Origin of the sequence: Calothrix sp. 336/3 (genome assembly GCF_000734895.2) — a bacterium.
Classification (GTDB): domain Bacteria; phylum Cyanobacteriota; class Cyanobacteriia; order Cyanobacteriales; family Nostocaceae; genus 336-3.
Genome location: NZ_CP011382.1, coordinates 1,332,063 through 1,353,218, shown reverse-complemented (window position 1 = coordinate 1,353,218; position 21,156 = coordinate 1,332,063). Strand labels below are relative to the sequence as shown.

General features: G+C 41.3%; 15 protein-coding genes. 5 read left to right on the top strand and 10 right to left on the bottom strand.

The window, feature by feature from the left end; all coding sequences use genetic code 11:
• The first annotated feature begins 426 nt into the window (after nt 1–426).
• Nucleotides 427–2,100: a DUF3352 domain-containing protein gene (locus IJ00_RS05310; protein ID WP_035150745.1), complete on the top strand. Its 1,674-nt coding sequence runs from the start codon at nt 427–429 to the stop codon at nt 2,098–2,100.
• Between the two features lie 226 nt (nt 2,101–2,326).
• On the opposite strand, the gene mscL is transcribed toward IJ00_RS05310, so the two are convergent.
• Entirely contained in the window at nt 2,327–2,740 is a 414-nt protein-coding gene (gene mscL / locus IJ00_RS05305) for a large conductance mechanosensitive channel protein MscL (protein WP_035150743.1), read from the bottom strand.
• 504 nt (nt 2,741–3,244) lie between these two features.
• Between mscL and IJ00_RS05300 the strand changes: the two genes are divergently transcribed.
• The gene (locus tag IJ00_RS05300; RefSeq protein ID WP_035150741.1) at nt 3,245–4,165 is read left to right on the top strand and encodes a class I SAM-dependent methyltransferase; all 921 of its coding nucleotides are present in this window, start codon (nt 3,245–3,247) and stop codon (nt 4,163–4,165) included.
• Nucleotides 4,158–5,147 (top strand): PrsW family glutamic-type intramembrane protease, encoded by a 990-nt coding sequence (locus tag IJ00_RS05295; protein WP_035150739.1) that lies wholly within the window; start codon nt 4,158–4,160, stop codon nt 5,145–5,147. Before IJ00_RS05300 ends, IJ00_RS05295 begins: the two co-directional genes overlap by 8 nt.
• A gap of 226 nt (nt 5,148–5,373) precedes the next feature.
• On the opposite strand, the gene IJ00_RS05290 is transcribed toward IJ00_RS05295, so the two are convergent.
• The 3 genes from IJ00_RS05290 to IJ00_RS05280 all read right to left on the bottom strand — a co-directional run bounded on the left by IJ00_RS05290 (nt 5,374) and on the right by IJ00_RS05280 (nt 12,205).
• Nucleotides 5,374–6,246 carry a 6-carboxytetrahydropterin synthase gene (locus IJ00_RS05290; protein WP_035150738.1) on the bottom strand — a complete coding sequence of 291 codons (873 nt, stop codon included), beginning with the start codon at nt 6,244–6,246 and terminating at the stop codon, nt 5,374–5,376.
• Nucleotides 6,247–6,597: 351 nt separating this feature from the next.
• A complete protein-coding gene (hetF, locus tag IJ00_RS05285; RefSeq protein ID WP_035150736.1) occupies nt 6,598–9,102 on the bottom strand; it encodes a cell division protein HetF in 2,505 nt (834 codons plus the stop codon).
• A 1,774-nt stretch (nt 9,103–10,876) separates the two neighbouring features.
• Complete coding sequence (locus IJ00_RS05280) at nt 10,877–12,205, bottom strand: NAD(P)/FAD-dependent oxidoreductase (protein WP_035150734.1); 1,329 nt, start codon at nt 12,203–12,205, stop codon at nt 10,877–10,879.
• Between the two features lie 783 nt (nt 12,206–12,988).
• Between IJ00_RS05280 and IJ00_RS05275 the strand changes: the two genes are divergently transcribed.
• Nucleotides 12,989–13,303, top strand: a complete 315-nt coding sequence (locus IJ00_RS05275; protein ID WP_035150733.1) for a hypothetical protein — start codon at nt 12,989–12,991, stop codon at nt 13,301–13,303.
• Nucleotides 13,304–13,364: 61 nt separating this feature from the next.
• Here the strand turns inward: IJ00_RS05275 and IJ00_RS05270 are convergent, their stop codons facing one another.
• Nucleotides 13,365–13,589, bottom strand: coding sequence for a DUF1344 domain-containing protein (locus IJ00_RS05270; RefSeq protein WP_035150731.1), 225 nt, complete (start codon nt 13,587–13,589; stop codon nt 13,365–13,367).
• A 119-nt stretch (nt 13,590–13,708) separates the two neighbouring features.
• On the bottom strand, nt 13,709–15,556 hold the full coding sequence (locus IJ00_RS05265; RefSeq protein WP_035150729.1) for a DUF5942 domain-containing protein: 1,848 nt from the start codon (nt 15,554–15,556) through the stop codon (nt 13,709–13,711).
• A gap of 218 nt (nt 15,557–15,774) precedes the next feature.
• Here IJ00_RS05265 and IJ00_RS05260 point away from each other — a divergent pair, with 218 nt between their 5' ends.
• Entirely contained in the window at nt 15,775–16,194 is a 420-nt protein-coding gene (locus IJ00_RS05260) for a hypothetical protein (protein ID WP_035150727.1), read from the top strand.
• Here the strand turns inward: IJ00_RS05260 and IJ00_RS05255 are convergent.
• From IJ00_RS05255 to thiC, 4 genes are all read right to left on the bottom strand, one after another.
• Entirely contained in the window at nt 16,191–16,766 is a 576-nt protein-coding gene (locus IJ00_RS05255) for a 2'-5' RNA ligase family protein (RefSeq protein WP_035150726.1), read from the bottom strand. The two genes, IJ00_RS05260 and IJ00_RS05255, sit on opposite strands and share 4 nt — an antisense overlap.
• 180 nt (nt 16,767–16,946) lie before the next feature.
• Nucleotides 16,947–18,014, bottom strand: a complete 1,068-nt coding sequence (locus IJ00_RS05250; protein WP_035150724.1) for an MAE_28990/MAE_18760 family HEPN-like nuclease — start codon at nt 18,012–18,014, stop codon at nt 16,947–16,949.
• Between the two features lie 15 nt (nt 18,015–18,029).
• Complete coding sequence (locus IJ00_RS05245; protein ID WP_035150723.1) at nt 18,030–19,223, bottom strand: DUF262 domain-containing protein; 1,194 nt, start codon at nt 19,221–19,223, stop codon at nt 18,030–18,032.
• Nucleotides 19,224–19,770: 547 nt separating this feature from the next.
• The gene (gene thiC / locus IJ00_RS05240) at nt 19,771–21,150 is read right to left on the bottom strand and encodes a phosphomethylpyrimidine synthase (protein WP_035150721.1); all 1,380 of its coding nucleotides are present in this window, start codon (nt 21,148–21,150) and stop codon (nt 19,771–19,773) included.
• Between the last annotated feature and the right edge of the window lie 6 nt (nt 21,151–21,156).

The window sequence follows — 21,156 nt, the reverse complement described above, 5'->3', positions numbered from 1 at the left end:
TGTATAGCGATCGCCTAGCTTAAGGCGTAACCCTTCTCTGACTCTTAAAAAATATACTCTGATATTTTTGAGAGTACCTTCCTTGCGACAAGCAGGAATTTTCGGAGATGAAAAATAGACTTCTTGCACAAGTCGGGGTAAAGGAGGTTTATCCCTTACTAATTAACTGTTTGTATGACAGAGAAGTCCTTTGTCCTCTTCCATAACACTCAAAAATCGATTTTTTGCAAGAGGTCTAATATACCATTTGCGGATTCCCTCTTCCTACTGTTGAAGTTGGAAATGGGTAATTAGGTGATGGGTGATATTTATGGCTTGACATAAACATCCTTTTACCTTCCCCTCACTGCTCCCATATCCGCAAACACCACAATGACGTATCTCTGAGCATCAAGGAAAATTTAAGTCAAAGGATTATGAATTACGATGTCACAAGGTAAAGCTAAATTTATTGTTCCTGCCGTTGGTGCTGCTGTCATTGCCATCGGTGGTATTGGTGCTTACATGTATCTCAAAGGGGGACCTTCAGGAGATATTTCTGGGGCGGTTGGTAGTGCTAAGGTGGTGCCAGATGATGCAGTCATGGCAACCTATATTTCTACTGACCCCCAAGCATGGGCAAAATTAGAACAGTTTGGGACTCCCGAAGCACAAAAGCTGGTAAATAAAGGTTTAGAAGAAATGAATAAGGGAATGGCTGATAGTGGCATTTCCTACGACAAAGACTTAAAACCTTGGGTTGGTGGGGTGATGGTTGCTTTATTACCACCAACTGCGGCAAAACCAGCTCAAGCAAATCTCAATACTCCCCAAACCCAGGAACCGAATGTCCTGATGGTGGTGGGTATCAAAGATAAATTAAAAGCCTTAGACTTTGCTAATAAGTTAAAGGCAGATAAAACCGTCACTTCTAAGGAAATTGACTACAAAGGTGAGAAAATCACCGAAACCTCTGGGAAGGGTAAACCCACCTACAGCGCCATTGTTAAGGATTATGTGGTATTTTCCCAGGAAAAAAACTTGGTTGAGCAGGCAATTGATACCTCTAAAGGAGAACCATCCTTTGCCAGTAAGGAAGGGGCAAATGCTGTCCTGAGTAAGGGTGTAGAGTTACAAAATACCCTGGCACAAATCTACGTACCGAATTATTCTGGGATGATAGAGCAATTAGTTGCCACTAATCCCCAAGCAAAAGCTCAATTGACTCCCCAAACCTTGAAACAGTTGAAGCAAGTCAAATCAATGGTTGCTGGCGTGGGTATCGATGATGCGGGTATTAGAATGAAAGCTGTGGCAAATTTAGATCCACAGTTGGTGAAGTTTCAGTATCAAAATACAGATAGTAAGGTTGTTTCCCAATTACCTGGGGATACCATTGCTTTAGTCAGTGGACAAGGTGTCAGCACTTGGTGGTCAGCGATGGTTGAGCAGTCGAAGGATTACCCAGAAATCAAGCAAGTATTAGAACAAGCACGCACCCAGTTGAAAACTGCCGTCAATCTTGACCTCGATAAGGAAGTTTTTGGCTGGATGAGTGGGGAGTTTGGCATTGCCGCAATTCCTTCTGATAAGGGTATTTTAGCCCCTGTGGGTTTTGGTGGAGCGATGATTTTCCATACTAGCGATCGCAAAACCGCAGAGGGTACTTTTACTAAACTGGATACCTGGGCAAAAAGCCAACGGGTAAATGTTGCTCAAGCAAATCTGGGTGGTAAGAATATCACTGAGTGGCAAGTCCCTGGTCAGGGTGCAGTAGTTTCCCATGGTTGGCTAGATGACAAAACTCTGTTTGTGGCTTTAGGTGGTCCCATTGCAGAGGCGATCGCCACTCCTCCTAGTCAATCTTTAGATAAAAGCGACAGTTTCAAAGCAATTACAGGTTCTTTACAGAAACCCAACGGTGGTTATTTCTATCTAGACATGGACAAAACCATGACCCTAGTTAACCGTTTCTATTCTGCTCAAAAACAAACCGTACCCGCCGAAGCTAGTGCTATTCTCGCTTCTATCAAGGGGTTTGGTGTGACAGCAGCCAGCCCTGATAAGTCTAGCAGTCAAGTAGAAATGCTACTGGCACTCAAGCCAAAAACTGCAAAATAGATAATGGGTGATGGGGAATGGGTGACAGTTGAGAGGTAAATATCTTTACCCTGTCCCCTTCCCTCATCTCCTAACTAGTACAGGGCGGCTGAAATAAACCACCCATTCCAAATGTCTGAAACACTTGCGGCAAAGTAATTACGTTAGCGTAGCTCTCCCGCAGGGAGCATTACGAATTACGAATTACGAATTACGAATTACGAATTACGAATTACGGTACTAGTTCCTATCCCCGTGACTGCATAGTTGTATTTAAGCGATCTAGGGCATCAGTTAGCCGTTCTTGGGCAACAATATTGGGGTCGGGAGGTGCTGCTGCTGCTTCGACTTCTTCTTTGCGTTTGAAGCGATTGATGGCACGAATAGCAAGAAACAGCACGAAAGCAATAATTAAAAAATCTAAAACGGTACCGAGAAATTTTCCTACAAGGATACCTGGACCGACAGCAAAAGTGCGCCAATCTTTACCCGCCATAGAGACTAGGGGGTTAATCAGAGGCATAATCACATCTGTGGTGAAAGACTCCACGATTTTGCCGAAAGCTCCACCGATAATGACGGCGATCGCCAAATCTACCACATTGCCTTTGAGGGCAAATTCCTGAAACTCCCTGAATAACCCACCGCTTCTTCTAGCCATTTTCACCTTCCCTGTTATCAAAAATCTTGTTCAAGTTTTACCAGCCTCTAGAGCCAGATTTGCCTCTAAAGACTAAATATTTTGCTAAATATGGTCATAATATCAGGATTAACTATATTTTCGATAGTCTTAGGTTGATGGAATGGAATAGTTAGGGCATTATTGTGCGAATTCGCTTCACAAAGTTATTGTTTTATACCATTTCTCTCAATTCCGGCTACAGATAATTCTCACCCTGCCCCCTGCTGTCTATGTGTAGCTTTATTTTGGAGAATTAGTATTACATATAGGTAGAGTTAATTTATACCTATATGCATATGCGTGCAATTTCTCACTCCCCCCACCCTATTCCCTATTCCCATTCGCACATATAAAGTAAAAGAAAATCAAAAATATCGAGGTAGTAGGGGAATGGAGCAGAGCAGGGAGTCAGAGAGCAAGGGGTATTTTTTCTCCTTCCTTTTCCCTTTTCCCTTTACCCATCACCTAATCGGAAAATTTATCATGAATGCTGCTGTCAAAAACTCTCCAGGTTTAGCTTCCCAATTGGTCAATGGCATCTTAGCAATTAAACCCATCGCTGATATTGCCAAGCACCAAGCCAGACAGATGATGATTAAACGGGCAGAAAAAATTGGTGTAGCCTGGAGACAGGAAGTTGAAACCCTAAAACAACATAATTGGGAAGGGGAACTAGCTGAGGTCGAAAATCCTCAGTTAAATTATCCTGACTATTACCTGACTTCTTTCCATGCCTATGAAAAGGGTAATATGAGTTGGGATGCCGCTTGGGAAGTGGAAGTTGCTGCTCGTGCTGTTCATGCCAAGATTTGGCAAGGTGCAGGGGCAAAAGGTGATGCTAAATTACGCTACAGTTACCATCACATTCTCAAAGAGCAACTGAAAACTCCGCCTCAGGATATTCTCGATTTAGGTTGTAGTGTAGGTATGAGTACCTTTGCTTTGCAAGCACTATACCCGGAAGCGAAACTAACAGGGGTAGATTTATCTCCCTATTTTTTGGCTGTTGCCCACTACCAAGCTCAAAAGCGCGAAGCTAATATTAATTGGGTTCACGCTGCGGCGGAAACTACGGGCTTGCAAAGTAGCAGTTTTGACCTAGTATCGATTTTCTTGGTGTGCCATGAATTACCCCAGATACCGACAAAGCAAATTTTTGCCGAAGCGCGACGACTATTGCGTCCCGGCGGTCATTTAGCGATTATGGATATGAACCCAAAAGCGGAAGCTTTTCTCAAAATGCCACCCTATATCTTGACTTTGCTCAAAAGCACTGAACCCTATCTAGATGAATATTTCTCCCTAGATATTCAGCAAGCGTTAGTGGAGGTAGGTTTTCACACTCCGACTATTACTCCTAATAGTCCCCGACATCGCACCGTGATCGCACAAGTGAGTGACTGATTTTTATTCTCTTCTTGCAGTATTTTTATGGGCAGTCATCCCACCACTGCTATTTTTACTCTACTATTCTTGGCGCGTTTCCTCTGCACCACCCCTGCCACGACTGTTATTATTTTTTATTTTTGGGGTAATCTCCGGCGCGATCGCCCTCTTTCTCAGTTTCGGTTGGGAAATTCAAGCCCATCGTTTTTGGCAGTGGCAGGTATTTAAACGCACCTTTGGTGGTATCTTTCTTCGGCAACTACTGCAAGTTAGCCCCATAGAAGAAAGCTGTAAACTTGCGGCTGTCGCTATTCCTGTGGGGTTTTTCCAGCGTCGTTATCGCTTGCGACCTAGCAGTATCTTTTTATTCAGTCTTGCCTCCGCCTTGGGATTTAGCGCCCACGAAAACTGGATTTACCTGTTCCATGAAACCTCTTCCCCCGTGGAAAGGTTAATTGGTACACCTGGTCATGCTATTTTTTCTGCTCCCTGGGGATATGCTCTTGCCTTGTCTCTGGGGGCAAGGATGCGTTTATCTGGGCATCAACCACCCCAAGTAAATATACTTAGCTATTGGTTGCAGTCTGTGCTATTTCATGCCCTGGCTAATACTATTTCTAGTACCTGGGGCTTCTCTCTACCCCTGCGTCTACTTAGTTATGCCTTTTTCCCCTTCATGTTATGGATGTTTTGGCGCTTGGAGCAATATTTCCGCAAAATTCAAGGTAAGTTGCCCATCGTCCTCATCTCTGGCTACACACCCTTACAGCGTTACTGGCAAAGGGGTTTAGTTCTGTTTACGGTGATTTTAGCTGGTAATGCGATTTTGGGATTATTCCTGTTAATTCGTATTGTGGCGACAGTTCCACCTGTGCTGATTTTAAGCACAAAGTTTCTGTGGTTTATACTTAGTCGCAGCCTGTTAAATATCCTTTTTGCCGCGATCGCCTGGTTTGTCTATCGTTATCTCCGTTATCTAGCTAGACGAAGATTTTTTTAAGTTAGGGAATGGCGAATGAGTAAGGAGTAAGGAGTAATGGGGAATGGGTGAAAGAAAGAGTATTGCTGATTCATGGGATGATTTGTGATAGGGCAGAAAAGCACTACATAGCTTGCGGGAAGCCACAGAAGTGTGTACAGCATGACAAACTCAAAATCATCCCGAATTTATACAACTCCAAAGAAAAACACTCTCTCTTTTCCCTGTTCCCTTTCCCCCTTTTCCGTTACACTTGCGCTAAAACAGGTTGACTGACTCCAGAGGGAATGGATGGAGCATCCACATCTGAACAGAAAATCTCACAGGAGTTGTTAGGACTTTCAATCAGCTTAATTTTGTGTAAACTTGCTCCGATGTTTTGGATGGGTGATCGCAACAAATTACTAATATACAAGGCAATATTTTCGGCGGTGGGTACATTCTCCCCGAAAAAGGCAATGTCTTTATTTAAGAAAGTATGGTCAAAGGGTTCTACTACATAATCTGTAATAATTTGGTTTAATGCTCCCAAATCAACCAGCATACCGGTGCGATCGTCGATTTTGCCCTTAACTGTCACTTCCAAATGATAATTATGCCCATGTCCGTGGGGACGCGCACATTTACCATAAATCTCAAAATTCTCTTCGTTACTCAATCGGGGATGAGCTAACCTGTGAGCGGCACTGAAATGAGTACTAATGGTGAGATAAGCTTCCATACCGTTTCCCGTATAATCTGCCCAAAGTTCTGGATGTTCAAACAACTGTACGCGGACTAAAGGCAAGTGAGGTGCTAACTTCTGCCAGATTACCCGTGCAATATTTTCTGTTGTTGGCAAGGTTTGCTGAAATTCTGCCCACACATCATTCAGATAGGAAAAGTCCAGCTGACTGGTAACTTCCCGCTTAATTACGTGCTTGACATCGGATAAATTCAACACCATGCCATATTCGTCTAATTCCCCTGCCAAAGAAATAAATAAGACATAATTATGTCCATGTCCGGGAAATCGAGAACAAGCACCAAATTTTTCAAGATTTTCCGCTTCACTCAGTTCTGGAAACCAATAGCGGTGACTAGCCGAAAACTGAGCGCGGCGATTGACTATGCATTGCATGAGTACACTGGGAGGGAAATTTAAAGTTTCTTAATGTTTTCCTGCTACCAGCATAAACTAATTCCGCAATCCTTTGTTATTCCTGATTCAGTATTTAAACGATTGGTAAACAGGGATTGACAAATTACACCTGATACATTTCACCTGTATCAAAAAGCTTTTTCCCTACTGCCCACTGCCTTTTTCAAGCTAGGTCGGTGGGAATAAACGAAACTCTTAAGTAGTCTTTGTCTGACTTTTTCTCTATTCTCAAATTATATAAGCAGGAATGAATTGTCTATAAATGGAGCGCGATCGCGTCAACTAGCTAGGGTAGAAAATTTAGCGATCGCTGTCTTCCAATTAATTCCCTTAATTCCCTTCATTCACCTTCAGCAAGCTTTGCCAATCTCGGATAGCAGCTTCTGACCATAACCAATTTTTTGCCAATTCCTTGACTTGAAAATTCACAGGGTCGTCACTAACTACCTTTTGGCGTATTTTTATTGCTTTACTGACAAATTGTTCCCTTTTCTCTCCAGGTTGACTATCAGCAGCTTTATATAATCCCATAGCTAAACCAGCATAAGCTGTCAAAGCTTCCTTAGGACGGGCAACAGCCATGGTGGAAACGGGGGTAGCGCTGGGCGAGGAATTCTGCTGTTTTAATGCCAAATTTACCGCTTTAAACCAAGAGTCATTGGCACGGTTGATATTACCTTCTGCGTAGTAGGCAAAACCTAAGGCATTAATATATAAGGAATCATCTGGTTTGGCTTTGACGGCACTTTCCCAGTAACGACGGACATCATCCACACTGTAGGTGGTATCACCTGTCTGTATGGCTTGCCAAGCCAATCTGCCTTTTAAAAAGTTGACTGAGGGGTCATCTAATTTATCTTTAGGAACTAAGTCTAAAGCGGTTCTGGCAGGAGATAAAGCATTGCGATTAAGTAGTTCTTCCACCACCACCAGTCCCCCTGCAATATCACCACGACTAATTTTTTCCGTAGCACTCGCTGTGACTAAGTTTGTCGCGGTAGTTTTGAGATTTGCGGGGCTATTTTCTGGTTTGAGAGCGCTGGTTTGTGTTTGATTGGGGAGAGTCGGAATATCAGGTAACTGGGAAATTTGTTGATTTTGCCACCACCAACCAACGGTGATCATAGCAGCGATCGCCCCTGCTCCTATTCCTGCAAAAGTCAAGTTTTTCCGACGTTGTTGGCGTTTTTGGGCAGCTTTTCTACTGGGAGTTGTCACCACCTCCGGAGCTGGTGGTAGCTGTAAATTATCCCAACTCTCTCCAGGGTTTTCAGTGAGTTGTTGTTGGTTTGCTGGCGGAAAATTACCCCACAAATCCCGCTCACTGGTGAGAATATCGGATAAATCCTCCTCTGACTGCTGATTTACTAACTCTGCTGTCATCGAAGTTTGCTCACCAGTAATTCCCTGTTGATCCAACTCACGAAATAAATCTGAAACTAAAGCAGAATCTTCCGCATAGCTGGGGTCATCATCATACTCAATTCCATCAACTAAACCGCCCCAATCTTCCTCCCCTAACCAATCCAAACCGCCTTGCTCTCCCACGATTCCTAGAGGAGAGGGCATCATCATTTCATCTATCGGTAGGGATAAATCTGTATCTTCCGTTCCCAGGGAATATACAGGTGATGCAGTCAGGGTGGGGTCATATTCATCCAATAACTCTGTCTCATTGACAAAACTATCACCTACACCCAAATAACCAGTAAATTCTGACTGGAGATACAGAATAGGTAATGCCCAATACATCTGGTGAGAACCATAGGCAGATATTAGCCCTTGGCGGACGCGGCTCACACACAAATCTACGGGATATCCCTGGGATAAATTGCGATAAAATAACTGCGTTAATGTCAGTGCCACATCATCGGGGATACGTTCCGACATTGCCAAAACGCTTCTAATCCCCCGCTTGACTAAGCTTTCTGTGAGGTTGCGTTCTCCAGTGTCTCCACTAGAATCAACCGTTGCCGTATATGCTCCCAAACAGGAGTTAAATACCGCCATTTGAATATTATTATTGACGAGTAATCCCGCCAAATCGTCACCACTCAAGGTTTCCGTCAAACCTGTGCGCTGACTGACTAAATATATTTCACCGCCATTGCTGCCTAAATTACTATGACCAGAGTAATGGAGAATATTAAAGCGTCCTTGTTCCAAGGCTTGGGTTAAATCTTCCCTACCTGGTTGTTCCAAAATTGTGAGTTCAATTTCTGGTAAATGTAAGTTCCCTTCGGCATTGCGATGTAATTCTGACTGTAATCTAATAGCTTCTTGTTTTAATAAATCTAATCTTACTTGGTCGGTAGGTGAAGCCATCACCATAAGGACTCTAATTCCCCCATCATCTAAGGGAGAAGGCATATTACTGGTAGGTATGGGTGATGTCCCCCCAATCCCACTTTGATAGCGGGAAAAGGCAATATAGGGTCCTGTGGCGATGGGGCGATCGCCTGCGTGCATTACCTCCCAGGGCAACCGTGCTAATTTGGTATCTTTTAATCCCAAACGTAGGCGCAGCACCTTCTGGCGGTTCTGGGCAATACCCTGTGCTGTCATCCAACTATCCCTGAGAGTGCCTTGAAACAGGGCATTATAGAGTTGCTGACCCAAAGCCACTAAATTGACAGAATTTCTGGCAATGGCATCACCTTGCAACACCGACTTCAGTGGATCGTTCATTAAATGACTAGCAGCTGCCAGCCATTCATCCACTGTCCAACTTACCAGTTCTTCTGCGATCGGCACCCCAGTAGCGACTTGTTCTGTCCGTACCAGGTAGTCATTTTGTCCCACCGGGGTTACGGAAATATGAAATTCCTGAGTCACAACTTCTCCTGTTTGCCTCCTTGATATCTCCGGAAACGCGAAACTTTGGTTGATATTTCGCTGCTTCTGATACTTTAGATGCATCCCAGCACTGAATGTTTCTGACCCTCAATGTTTTCCCAATTCAGCATATCTCTAAATCATTAATATCATAGATGTAATTTCATCCTGATTACCTTTATGACCTTGAGAACATACCTATTGGTAGATGCACCTTGATCTTCAACGTCCCCTGTTGGTTAACTAATCGACAGGGTTTTTCTTGTAATTATACAAATACAACTTCTAATATACGTAAATTTATCCGGAACGACCTAGTTTTGTCGAGAACAATGTAATGGTAGATGCACCCTGATAACCCACTCCCTGCTAGTTTTTGCTAGTGGGGAATTTTTTTGGGAATAAATTACAGGTAAGAAATGAGACAAATTTATCCGGAAAGACTTAGTTTTATCAAGAACAATGTAATGGTAGATGCACCCTGATAACTCACTCCCCTTAGTAGCTGCCGGCTGCTGGGGGAATTTTTTTTGGGTAAGTCATGTAGGAAATCAGACAAATTTATCCGGAAGGACTGAGTTTGATCAAGAACAATGTAATGGTAGATGCACCCTGATAACTCACTCCCTGCTAGTTTTGCTAGTGGGGTATTTTTTTATACGATATATTACCAGACTTTGTATAAAAATGTCCGGAGTATGGGATTTAGGGAAGGAAATTTATTTAGTAGATGCACCCTGATAACTCACTCCCCTTAGTAGCTGCCGGCTGCTGGGGGAAGTTTTTTGGGTAAGTCATGTAGGATATCAGACAAATTTATCCGGAAGGACTGAGTTTGATAAAGAACAATGTAATGGTAGATGCACCCTGATAACTTACTCCCTGCTAGTTTTGCTAGTGGGGTATTTTTTTGTACGATTATTGCCAGAGTTTGTATAAAAATGTCCGGAGTATGGGATTTAGGGAAGGAAATTTATTTAGTAGATGCACCCTGATAACTCACTCCCCTTGGTAGCTGCCGGCTGCTGGGGGAATTTTTTTGGGTAAGTCATGTAGGAAATCAGACAAATTTATCCGGAAAGACCTAGTTTTATCGAGAACAATGTAATGGTAGATGCACCCTGATAACTCACTCCCCTTAGTAGCTGCCGGCTACTGGGGGAATTTTTTTGGGTAAGTCATGTAGGAAATCAGACAAATTTATCCGGAAGGACTGAGTTTGATAAAGAACAATGTAATGGTAGATGCACCCTGATAACTCACTCCCTGCTAGTTTTGCTAGTGGGGTATTTTTTTATACGATATATTAACAGACTTTGTATAAAACTGTCCGAAGTATGAGGTTTAGTTAAGGAAATTTATTTAGTAGATGCACCCTGATAACTCACTCCCCTAGTAGCTTTAGCTGCGAGGGGCTTTTTTTGGTAGGCATCAAATATATCAGATATTTTGGAGTTTGTCTCTAAACCATCCGGACTAAGTATATTAACTCTAGAAGATTTAATTGGTAGATGCACCCTGATAACTCACTCCCTTGGCTAGTTATATACTTACCAAGGGATTTTTGTGAATTTGACCTGAAGAACTGAATTAAGTTTATTACCTTCTGAGGTAATAGATTTTACATGGTAGCATATTTTTTGAGAATATTCCTATATCTGGGGAATTAGGTATTTTAAATTTAAATGTTGTTTGATTTACTATATTGCTTGACATAAAAATTACCACCAAAGGCGATCGCCCTTGATGGAGAGACTTGAAAACTTGAACTTCCCTATTTACTGCTAACTAATTTTTCTCGCAGGGGTGGGAGTGCTTGATTCTCGAACTGGGAATATTGAGAATCAATTCGGTGAGCTTTTTTAACCAACCGTTGAAAAAATAGATTAACTAGTGCTAATTCTCGAAAAATCCTTTGCGGATCGTCAAGATGGGTTGTGGGTAGTTTCTCTCCCATTTCCTTGAACACCAAACCCATAGGAATTTTAATTTCATCTTGGAGTTCTAGAAAACGGGTAAATATAGGTGCAAAAGCTGAAAATACAGAACCAGCACCTCCCCTAGCTTGTCCCCATCCGATATAGTAAATTCCTTTGTAATCTTCTAGAAATGACCCTCCATAACATTGCATAGTGGCTCCTTCCACCCGTTGCAGTTCTGGAGCTAAAAATGGATAGGCTAGGTGAAAACCTGTTGCACAAACAATTAAATCAAAGGTTTCTCGACTACCGTCTGCAAATTCCACTTCCTTCCCATGTAAATGTCGCACCTCTGGCTTATAGGCAATGCGACCATGTTTGATATAGTAGGGAACCTCATTATTTAAGGTTGGGTGCTTATCAAAAACTCGATATGTGGGTTCGGGTAAACCATAATCTTTGTGCTTACCGAAGGTCAGCAGAATAATCACATAGGTCATAAACCTCTGAAACCATTGTGGCATCCACCATTTAACTAAATCCGAAATTGGCAGACCTGCAAAGGTTTTGGGAATAAACCATACGGATTCACGCATACTCAATACAGATTTAGCTCCCACCCTAGCTGCTTCTGCGGCGACATCACAAGCGGAATTTCCTCCACCAATCACCAAAACTCTCTTGCCACGTAGTTGCTCAGGATTTTTATAATCTTTTGAGTGCATGATCTCTCCATCAAATTCCCCTGAGAATTTAGGAAACCGCTTGCACCAGTGATGACCATTGCAAATGATAACCCCCTTGTAAATGCGCTGTTCCCCATTATCAAAAGTAACTTCCCAAAGATTATTTTCCATGGGGCGTACGTAGGTAACTTGACGATTTAGTTCAATATTTTGACGTAACTGAAAATGGTCAGCAAAGGAGTTTAAGTAATCCCGCATATTGCGGGCGCTGGGGAAATCCGGATAATTTTCCGGCATGGGAAAATGGGTAAATTGAGTAATCTTTCGTGATGAAATAATATGTGCAGTTTCATACACACCGTGATACCAATTTCCCCCAATATCATCGCTGGCATCAACTTGGTCGTAGGAAATACTAGCTTTCTTGAGTGCTTCAGCCATCCCCAATCCCACAAAACCAGCCCCAATAATTAAATGCTTGTGAGTAGTTTCTACCATAGTTCGTAATTTTACTTGACTATTTTCTCAAATTTATGTGATTATTCAGCTAGTACCGCTATGCGGAATTAAAAATCCCAAATTAATACAGCAGAAGCATTTCGTTGATTTTAGATGGTCTACTTATTTGTGCCTCACTGTATTGAAAAGTACGATAATTTCTACCTACATAACTCTGATGGGTTGAGTTATCATATATTCCGAAATAGCTGGATTTTTCCAGAATATATCTTCATTATCTGTAGATTTCAGAATTGGGATACAACTAAAAAATGGATAAACCTCGACATTTTTTATATTCTGGAAGTTGATTGCCGTGCTGATTTATGCCAACTAATTATTAGCTTCAAATGTTAGAAGAACTTGGAATGACTAACTGTAGCAGTGAATACGATATATCAATGTTTCAACAAGTAGCTGATTTTTTATAAAAAAGCGATTTCGATAAACATAATACATTTTGAATAAAAAATACCAAGAAAAATATATTGTCAAATTTGCAGAAATTTCCAATTATACTCATCTACAATAAATCAGTAAATAAAAATATTAATTATGCAAAATAAACTTCCATCTTAACAACATAGACTCGTACTTGAAGAGAATAAATCTTTGAGAGAGTATCTTTAAATGCTATCAAGTGATAAACGACTAATTTCGCTACAAAAACTAGCAATTATCGTGACTTTTTGCTGAGATGAGGATGTTAATTGGTTACGTATTTGTGGTAGGATATATCTGCATTGCTCATCTGTATCAAATTTGAGATAGTCACTGAAACCTATGACCTTAGCAGTAGTTAAGTTTTCTAGTGAAGACTGCGGTATTTGCCACAAGATGTCTTTTTACGACCAAAAAGTGGCAGAGGAGTTGGGCTTAGAATTTATCGATGTTAAAATGCAAGATACTGCAACATACCGCAAATATCGCCAAATTTTATTAACTCAGTATCCTGATAAATCACAAATGGGATGGCCCACCTATATAATTTGTGAATCTCCTACAGCCGAATTCAAAATTGTGGGAGAAGTCAAAGGTGGGCATCCCAAGGGAGAATTTAGAAGTCGCTTACAAGCTGTTTTAGATACAGCACAGTAGTTATAGGACGGCATCTCTAGGTGAGCCAGGATGCCTGTATACCTCGATTTTGAGAGTTATCCTAGAGAATTTGAAAATCTTTGACTTCCAACACAGAACCGATCATGGCAGTAGTCATGATATCTTCTCGTATTTTACCTGTCACCTGAACTTTCTGTCCGGGCTGCAACAGCTTTTTGTCGGTATTGCGGGGGATTTCGTAGGTTTTGCCATCATCTGTGACTAATGCCCACGCACCGGCTCCAAGATCGCGGTGTTGAATTGTACCTGTGACTGTGATGCTCATAGTTGGGTAAGGGGGAATAGGGAAATGGAAGGGGCGATAGGCTTCCAGCCCGCCTTTCAGGCGATAGACTTCCAGCCCGCCCTTTGGGCGATCGCCACCTAATTTACATCTAAATTTCTTTAATTCCAGCCAGTTTTCTGATTACCAGAAACAGCCAGATGTGCCAATCCGAAGCAAAGTAGGGCATTAATTCCTAAAAAGACTCGACTTAACATCCCGCTACCTAAACCCCAGACTGCGGGATCGGTGACGGAACTAACTCCCAAACAAACGGCAACACCAAGGGAAGAACCAATGGCAAACCATTTCCATGTGGGATGTCCTAGGAGTAAAGCAATTAAACCTAGGGGTATTAAAACACTAGCAAAGAGTGGGTTAAAAGCGTCTGTACCTTGAAGAGTATTTCCTAATTCGGGGATGGAACTACCCAGGAGACGGAAGGGAAATTGGGGTAAGTCAAAGATATAGAATCCTTTGAGGAAGAATAGCCCAGAACTACCAGCAATTAAACCCCAAGATAGTGACCAACTCCAAGCGAAGGGGAAGTATACCCGCAAAAACCATGCTAGGAGATAGGAACCAACTACCATCAAAATTTTAGGAACCAGGGCAATTGCACCACCATCAATCCAAAAACCGGGGTTGAGGTAGCCGTTATCTCGTAACCATCGGAAAAAGTCTTGGAAACTGATGATTCCCTGAGCAGCTTTGGTGACTGCGGCATCGGCGTTTAGTTGCCCTGCACCATAGTAGTTTAAACCATCATCTTTAATTACTCGTGCAGATTGCTGAAGTACAGCCAGAATCTCATCGGGTTGTTTGATACCAGAAGCTTTAATTAAAGCTGCCACACCCGCGACGTGGGGTGCTGCCATACTTGTACCTTGATAACCAATGAAGACTGCATTGCCCGTTTCTGGATCGATGGTTTCCTGGAGAACTTTACCTGCATCGCTGCCACCGGGGGCGGAAATGTCTACACCTGCGCCAAAATTAGAATAGGGAGCCTTTTCACCGTCGGGGGCTAGGGCAGAAACGCCGATGACATGGGGATAGCGAGCAGGATAGGAGGCGGAATTATGATTTTCGTTACCTGCGGCGGCAATGATTGTGACACCTTTGTTGTGTGCGTAGTTAATTGCTTCCTGCATGAGTTTACTTTCACCGCCACCACCTAAACTCATGTTGATGATATCTGCTTTGTTATCGGCAGCAAATTTAATCGCTTCGGCTATATCTGCGACAGTACCACCACCAAAAGCACTGAGAACCTTCAGGGGCATAATTTTGGCTTGGTATGCCACCCCAGCGACACCATAACCGTTATTGGTTGCCTGGGCAATAGTACCAGCGACGTGGGTTCCATGTCCATGATCGTCTTTGGCTTCTTCTCTGTCATTTACGAAGTCATAACCCTTAACAAATTTGGTTTCCGTCAAATCACGGACACGGGTGACTCCAGTATCAATGACTGCCACGGTTATACCATCCCCTTTGGTTTTTTCCCAGGCAGTGGTAACTCCGATGTTGTGTAAGTTCCATTGCTTATTGTACATCGGGTCGTTGGGTTCCTTGGCTTGGGGGAGGAGACTGCGCTGCTCTCCAGGGCGGAAAAATTCCCGTTCACGGGCAATTTCTCCTAGTTGGGGAATTTTATATATGTAGTTGGGTTCAATGTATTCTGTGACTTGGGCAAAGGGAGATTTTTTCAGGGCTGCTAATTTTTGTTTATCACCTTTGATAATGTATACATGGTCTTTGGCAGAAAATTGGTTATCTAGTTGGGGTGTGACGTTATATTGCTTGGCGATCGCCTGTAAATTCTGCTCTAATACTTCTGGGGAGATATCTTCCCGAAAATCGAGCAAAATCGTCTCAAATTCCCCTTGACTTGCTAACCCTTGGAAACTAAACAAGGCAAATACTAAGCCAATAACAAATAAGCAGGTTAATATCAGCTTTCTCATATTCACTTATCACAGCTATGCCGATTGCTCACTACCATAACTTATACAGACTGTCTATGGCTGAATTTCGTAATTTTTAGTTATTGGCAAATTCTCACTCCAGACGTTCTACCAGAATGGAATTCAACAGACGCTCTAACAGAACGTCTCTACAGTGGGATTGATATTTTGATTCGACACCGCCTCTATTCTCCAACCCTTATTACACAATTGCAATTATGGAACGTGGACTTTTGTGGTTGCCCTTACTAGTGGCATTTTTCTGGTTAGCTTGGCAAGGTTCTAGGGAGTATCAAAAAATTGAGGCATATCGTGTTTGGGCAGAACAATTTGACCGGGCAAAGTATGATATCTATGCAGTGCTAGGTCAAAAAGATGACATGATTTCCTGGGGTAAACCTACTCCCTCAGGAACTGTGGATGTCCAATCCTTTTCCTTGGGTGATGTTCAAGGTGTCAGCTTGTTTGTGGATAATCAATTGGTGGATTGGGAGAATTTACCCCCCAAGGGACGCAAAATTGAGTTAGAGTTCCGCTTCTCTCCAGGTAAGGATGCTGTACGTATTCCTTTTACCGAGATTCCCATGGCTGCACAGTGGGGGAAATTTTTGCACGAAAGAGTCAACCATCCTGGTTAAGAACTCCCACAAAAGCTAAACTCTGTTTTCACATTCCAGCGATCGCCATCATGGAGTAACAGAGTCAAACTATTGGCAAGGAATTCTAAATATATTTCTTGCTTTTGGAACTCTTGCCAAGCTCTATGAAAATTAATTTTTGTTAAGTCTCGAAAAGCAACCGTCATGTGGGGTACAAAGGGACGGTTTTTAGCTACTTTATCAGAGATTCCCAGGGTAGTTTCCAGATGGGTGAGCAAATCTGCTTGTAGTTGCAGTAACTGTGGCAATGCTTCAGGGGAGCAACCCAAGGGTGAACGCACCACATCAATATAGATGACACGAGGGGGAAAAGCGTTGTAATTTTTCAGGGTTATCGCAAAAGATTGCCTTTCCTGGGAAAACTCTTGTAAAGATGCTGCGAGTAGGGGTAAATCCTCATCTCTCCACTCAAAGGGTGGTTGGAGGGTGATGTGGGGAGGGGATTTTTGTGCGCCACAACTGGCATAGTTATCAGCAAAATGCTGTTTAATCTGGTTGACCTGTGCTTGAATGTCTTGGGGCGGTAGTAGAGCGATAAAGTAACGACCCATGGGTGTATGATACCAAGTATTTGCCAGTTTCTCTATACTAGGTAAAATTACGATTTATTTGCAAGTAATTAGACTACTCAATAAGACGGCGATCGCGCACCTGAAACCGAACTCATGTCAGTTACATTGCACAGCTTTTTGATTTTGCCGTACGTCAAAGTTCAACGTATGAACACATAACTATTTCTTGACTATATAAAATATTTGGTTTTCTTTGATTTTTGGCTCAACACTGACAGCAATATCTTTCTTGTCTGTAACTTTTAGTTCTGTATAAGGTTCATTATTTAATTGTATTGTCAAAATAGTTTTTTTATAGAAATTTCCTTCTGTTGTTTCTACAATTAGGATATCTCCAACCTTTACAGTATAGTTTTCGATTTTAAATGCCAATATTTTATTATTAAATATTTGAATTATTTCTTCTATCTTTTGATATTTATAAATTGATTCTTTTTTAATATATTCTTCCGACAGTATTTCAAAAATAGCTTGGCAATAGTTCTCTAAAAACTGAATAGATAGTTCTAGCTCAGATATACTTAAAATATCATCTAATTCCGAACCGTGAGCGATTTGATTTCTTCTTTCAACTAAATCATTAATTTTATTATATAAATTATCTGAATCTATATTTGAAATATTACTAATTTCTTCATTATTCTTGAAATGTTCAACTAGTGTTTTGTTATTTTTAATCTTATCGTTTAAATTTATATTAACAAGTTCAAATATTTTAACAATTTGTTTATGCTTTAAATTACCTGACAAAATAACAAACGCTTCTGTGCTGAATTTATAATTAGATGGATTAACGATACATTCATTTAGTTTTTTTATAACCTCTTCTTTTTTGATATGCTTATACTTCAAGCTTTCTCTACTAGTGATATTATTTATTAGTTTTAAGGAAAGCTCAAAATGATTAATTCTAATTTTTTCATCGATGTCGTTATAGTTTGTAATTAAATCTGCTAGAGAATCAAGATATTCTTTAATCCAAATTTCTATATATTTTTCTAGTAAGCCATAAAGTGAAATAATAGATGCTTTATACTCAAATCTACTTTTATCGATTCTAAAGTTTTTGTGATGGTCTTTTAAATTATTTAATGAGATTTTAATCATCTCATTTTCAGTCGATGATACGTCACTACGTAAGATATCATCTACATACTGAATATGCTTGAAATATTCTCGGACTTGATTGATTTCCTTTTTAAATCTCTCCAATGATTCTATATTCATAGTTCTTACCAAAGTTTATGATATAAAACCTTGTAGGAAATCCTGGAAATATTTTATGCGAGCCTCTACATCTTTTTTATTATTATATCTACCCTCAAAAAGGGGTCTATTGTTTTCTTTTTTGACATATAGTAACTCCTTGTCTGAGTATAGATTACTGCGTATAGACTTGCTATGCTTGAGTAAGCTCTCTTTTTGAGAAATATTGTTGGCAATAACTTGCATCATGGAATCATAAATAACTTTGAGTGGTTTTTGATTGTCACGTTTTTCTTTAGGTGGTATGAAAGCTGAGTCTCCAAATATGGAATAGACGATATTAATCGTTTCATTGAAAAGATTTTCAAGTTTTGTAATTGTTTCGTCTGGATAATTATTTGCTTGTTTTAAATAGTCATCTAAAAACTTATCTACCGGAGATTTAAAATTAGCTATGTGACGATAAGCAAAGAATCGTAGAACTAACTCAACATCTTCCATCTTACGGTAAGATTCACTCTCAAGTAATTTTTCTTCTCCTTCAGACTCCAAAGGTAGTTTCCACATTTTACGGAAAGATTCATTTTCTGCAAGCTTTATACATAGTTGGTTAAACTTGCCATTACGTAAAGCATTTCTTGTTTCTTGCGGAGTTAGTTTTTCTCCACCGCTATTCAGTCTTTCAAAAACTATTTGCTTCAGAAAGTCAGCTTCCTCTGTACTTTTTGCGGTTTCTTGCAACAAGACAATGGATGATAAATAGCGTCTATCTATTCCCCTTTTTACTTGCTCTGGTAAATTCTGATAATTTCGCCCGTTAAGCTCTTTCCAATACTCCAATCCTTCTAAATCAAACTTTCCTTTGTAAAAATCATAAATAGCTGTTAGTCTTTGCAAGCCATCCATTACTTCATATATAGAGTAATCTATTTCATATAAAAAGATAGGAGGAATGGGCACATTCATTATAAAAGATTCTATCAAACGAGATTTTCTAGTATTGTCCCATCTTTTTCTACGCTGGTATTCAGGATTCAGGATATATTTTTGACTATCAAGCATAGTTTCTATGCTATCAAGGGGATAACGAGCTTGTTCCGTGACTATTCTTATTTCTCCCTTTTTATACTTCTCATTAATTTCATAGTCTGAAAGAGAGACTTGAGAAACATCTGATTTATCTGAGGAAGAGAATGTTTCACCTGGAATTAAATGGGTGATTGCTATCATGCAGGTATCTCCGTTTTTCATGATATTTATTATATATATAGCGTTTCTCATTCTAGTGAGGTATAGAATAACCCCTCCCCAGCCCTCCCCGAAATCGGGGCTACGGTGTACACACAAGTGGTAGCTGTAAGGGTTTCAGGCGTTATAGACCCCTTAAATTGTCATTACGAGCGCAGCGATAGCGGAGCGAAATAATCACATAATCCCGTGGTTTTTGCGATTGCTGAGTCGCAAAGCGACACGCTGCGCGAACGTCGTTCCTCCTCGCAATGACAGGCTTCCAGAGCGATCGCACAACCTAAATCTAAATGACGAAACCAAGTGCTAGGGGGAATTTTAAGACTTGTGTGTACACCGTAGCCGACATCGGGGAGGGTGCCCGATAGGGCGGGTGGGGTTGTATTTCATCTGATTGGGAAACGCTATAACTGAAAACTCACAGATAGATACTATATTAAAAATATTGCTAAATACTTAAAAAGTTCTGATGATTACAGAAAAAGGAGAAAAGTTTGTCTGACTCTTCCCCTTCCCCTGAAAACAAATCCTAACCCTGTGCCACCACAGACTTATCCTTCTCTAAAAACTTCTCCAATTCTGTCAATGCATCGGCATCAATTTTAGTTTGCATCGGACAGAATTTTGGACCACACATAGAACAAAATTCCGCAGTTTTATAAATATCTGCGGGTAGGGTTTCATCGTGGTATTCCTTGGCTCTATCGGGGTCTAAAGATAGCTCAAACTGACGATTCCAATCAAAATTATACCGGGCACGGGATAACTCATCATCCCTGTCTCGTGCCCCAGGGCGGTGTCTAGCAATATCGGCAGCGTGGGCAGCAATTTTATAGGCAATTAAACCATTGCGCACATCTTCTGCATTGGGTAATCCTAAGTGCTCTTTCGGTGTGACATAGCACAACATTGCTGTTCCGTACCATCCTGCCATGGCTGCCCCAATCGCGGATGTAATATGGTCATAACCAGGAGCAATATCTGTAACTAGGGGTCCAAGAACGTAGAAAGGTGCTTCTGAACACTCCTCCATCTGCTTACGGACGTTAAACTCAATCTGATCCATGGGAACGTGTCCGGGACCTTCCACCATTACCTGTACATCATGCTCCCATGCTCTGCGAGTTAATTGCCCCAGGGTTTTCAATTCTGATAATTGGGCAGCATCGGAAGCATCGTGGGTACATCCAGGGCGAAGGGAATCACCGAGACTAAAGGAGACATCATATTTTTTGAAAATCTCAATAATCTCATCGAAGTGAGTATAGAGGGGATTCTGTTTATGGTGATGTAGCATCCATTTGGCAATAATTCCCCCACCACGGGAAACAATACCTGTAATACGGCTTTTGACTAGGGGCAGGTATTCAATTAACAAACCTGCATGGATTGTCATGTAATCCACACCCTGTTGAGCGTGTTTTTCAATCACATGGAGAAAATCGTCCGCAGTTAAATTCTCTAAGTTACCGTGAACACTTTCTAGAGCTTGGTAAATTGGTACAGTACCAATGGGGACGGGTGAAGCTTTGATGATGGCAGTACGAATTTCATCTAAGTTACCACCGCCTGTAGACAAATCCATGACGGTATCAGCACCATATTTGACTGACAAGTTGAGTTTATCGACTTCTTCTTGCAGGTTAGAAGAGTTAGGAGAAGCACCGATATTCGCATTGACTTTACACCTAGAGGCAATCCCGATCGCCATTGGCTCCAGGTTGGTATGATTAATATTCGCTGGGATAATCATCCGTCCCCTAGCTACTTCATCGCGCACTAATTCGACGGGGAGGTTTTCCCTGGTGGCGACGTAGTGCATTTCTTCCGTAATCACACCTTGACGGGCATAATGCATCTGAGTTACATTACCTTGCCCACGCCGTTTCGCAACCCATTGTGTCCGCATATTTAC

Bases quoted from the DNA above. Each gene is read 5' to 3' on its own strand.
- IJ00_RS05310 (WP_035150745.1), top strand. From the start codon at position 427: ATGTCACAAGGTAAAGCTAAATTTATTGTTCCTGCCGTTGGTGCTGCT.
- mscL (WP_035150743.1), bottom strand. From the start codon at position 2,740: ATGGCTAGAAGAAGCGGTGGGTTATTCAGGGAGTTTCAGGAATTTGCC.
- IJ00_RS05300 (WP_035150741.1), top strand. From the start codon at position 3,245: ATGAATGCTGCTGTCAAAAACTCTCCAGGTTTAGCTTCCCAATTGGTC.
- IJ00_RS05290 (WP_035150738.1), bottom strand. From the start codon at position 6,246: ATGCAATGCATAGTCAATCGCCGCGCTCAGTTTTCGGCTAGTCACCGC.
- IJ00_RS05280 (WP_035150734.1), bottom strand. From the start codon at position 12,205: ATGGTAGAAACTACTCACAAGCATTTAATTATTGGGGCTGGTTTTGTG.
- IJ00_RS05275 (WP_035150733.1), top strand. From the start codon at position 12,989: ATGACCTTAGCAGTAGTTAAGTTTTCTAGTGAAGACTGCGGTATTTGC.
- IJ00_RS05270 (WP_035150731.1), bottom strand. From the start codon at position 13,589: ATGAGCATCACAGTCACAGGTACAATTCAACACCGCGATCTTGGAGCC.
- IJ00_RS05265 (WP_035150729.1), bottom strand. From the start codon at position 15,556: ATGAGAAAGCTGATATTAACCTGCTTATTTGTTATTGGCTTAGTATTT.
- IJ00_RS05260 (WP_035150727.1), top strand. From the start codon at position 15,775: ATGGAACGTGGACTTTTGTGGTTGCCCTTACTAGTGGCATTTTTCTGG.
- IJ00_RS05255 (WP_035150726.1), bottom strand. From the start codon at position 16,766: ATGGGTCGTTACTTTATCGCTCTACTACCGCCCCAAGACATTCAAGCA.
- IJ00_RS05250 (WP_035150724.1), bottom strand. From the start codon at position 18,014: ATGAATATAGAATCATTGGAGAGATTTAAAAAGGAAATCAATCAAGTC.
- IJ00_RS05245 (WP_035150723.1), bottom strand. From the start codon at position 19,223: ATGATAGCAATCACCCATTTAATTCCAGGTGAAACATTCTCTTCCTCA.
- thiC (WP_035150721.1), bottom strand. From the start codon at position 21,150: ATGCGGACACAATGGGTTGCGAAACGGCGTGGGCAAGGTAATGTAACT.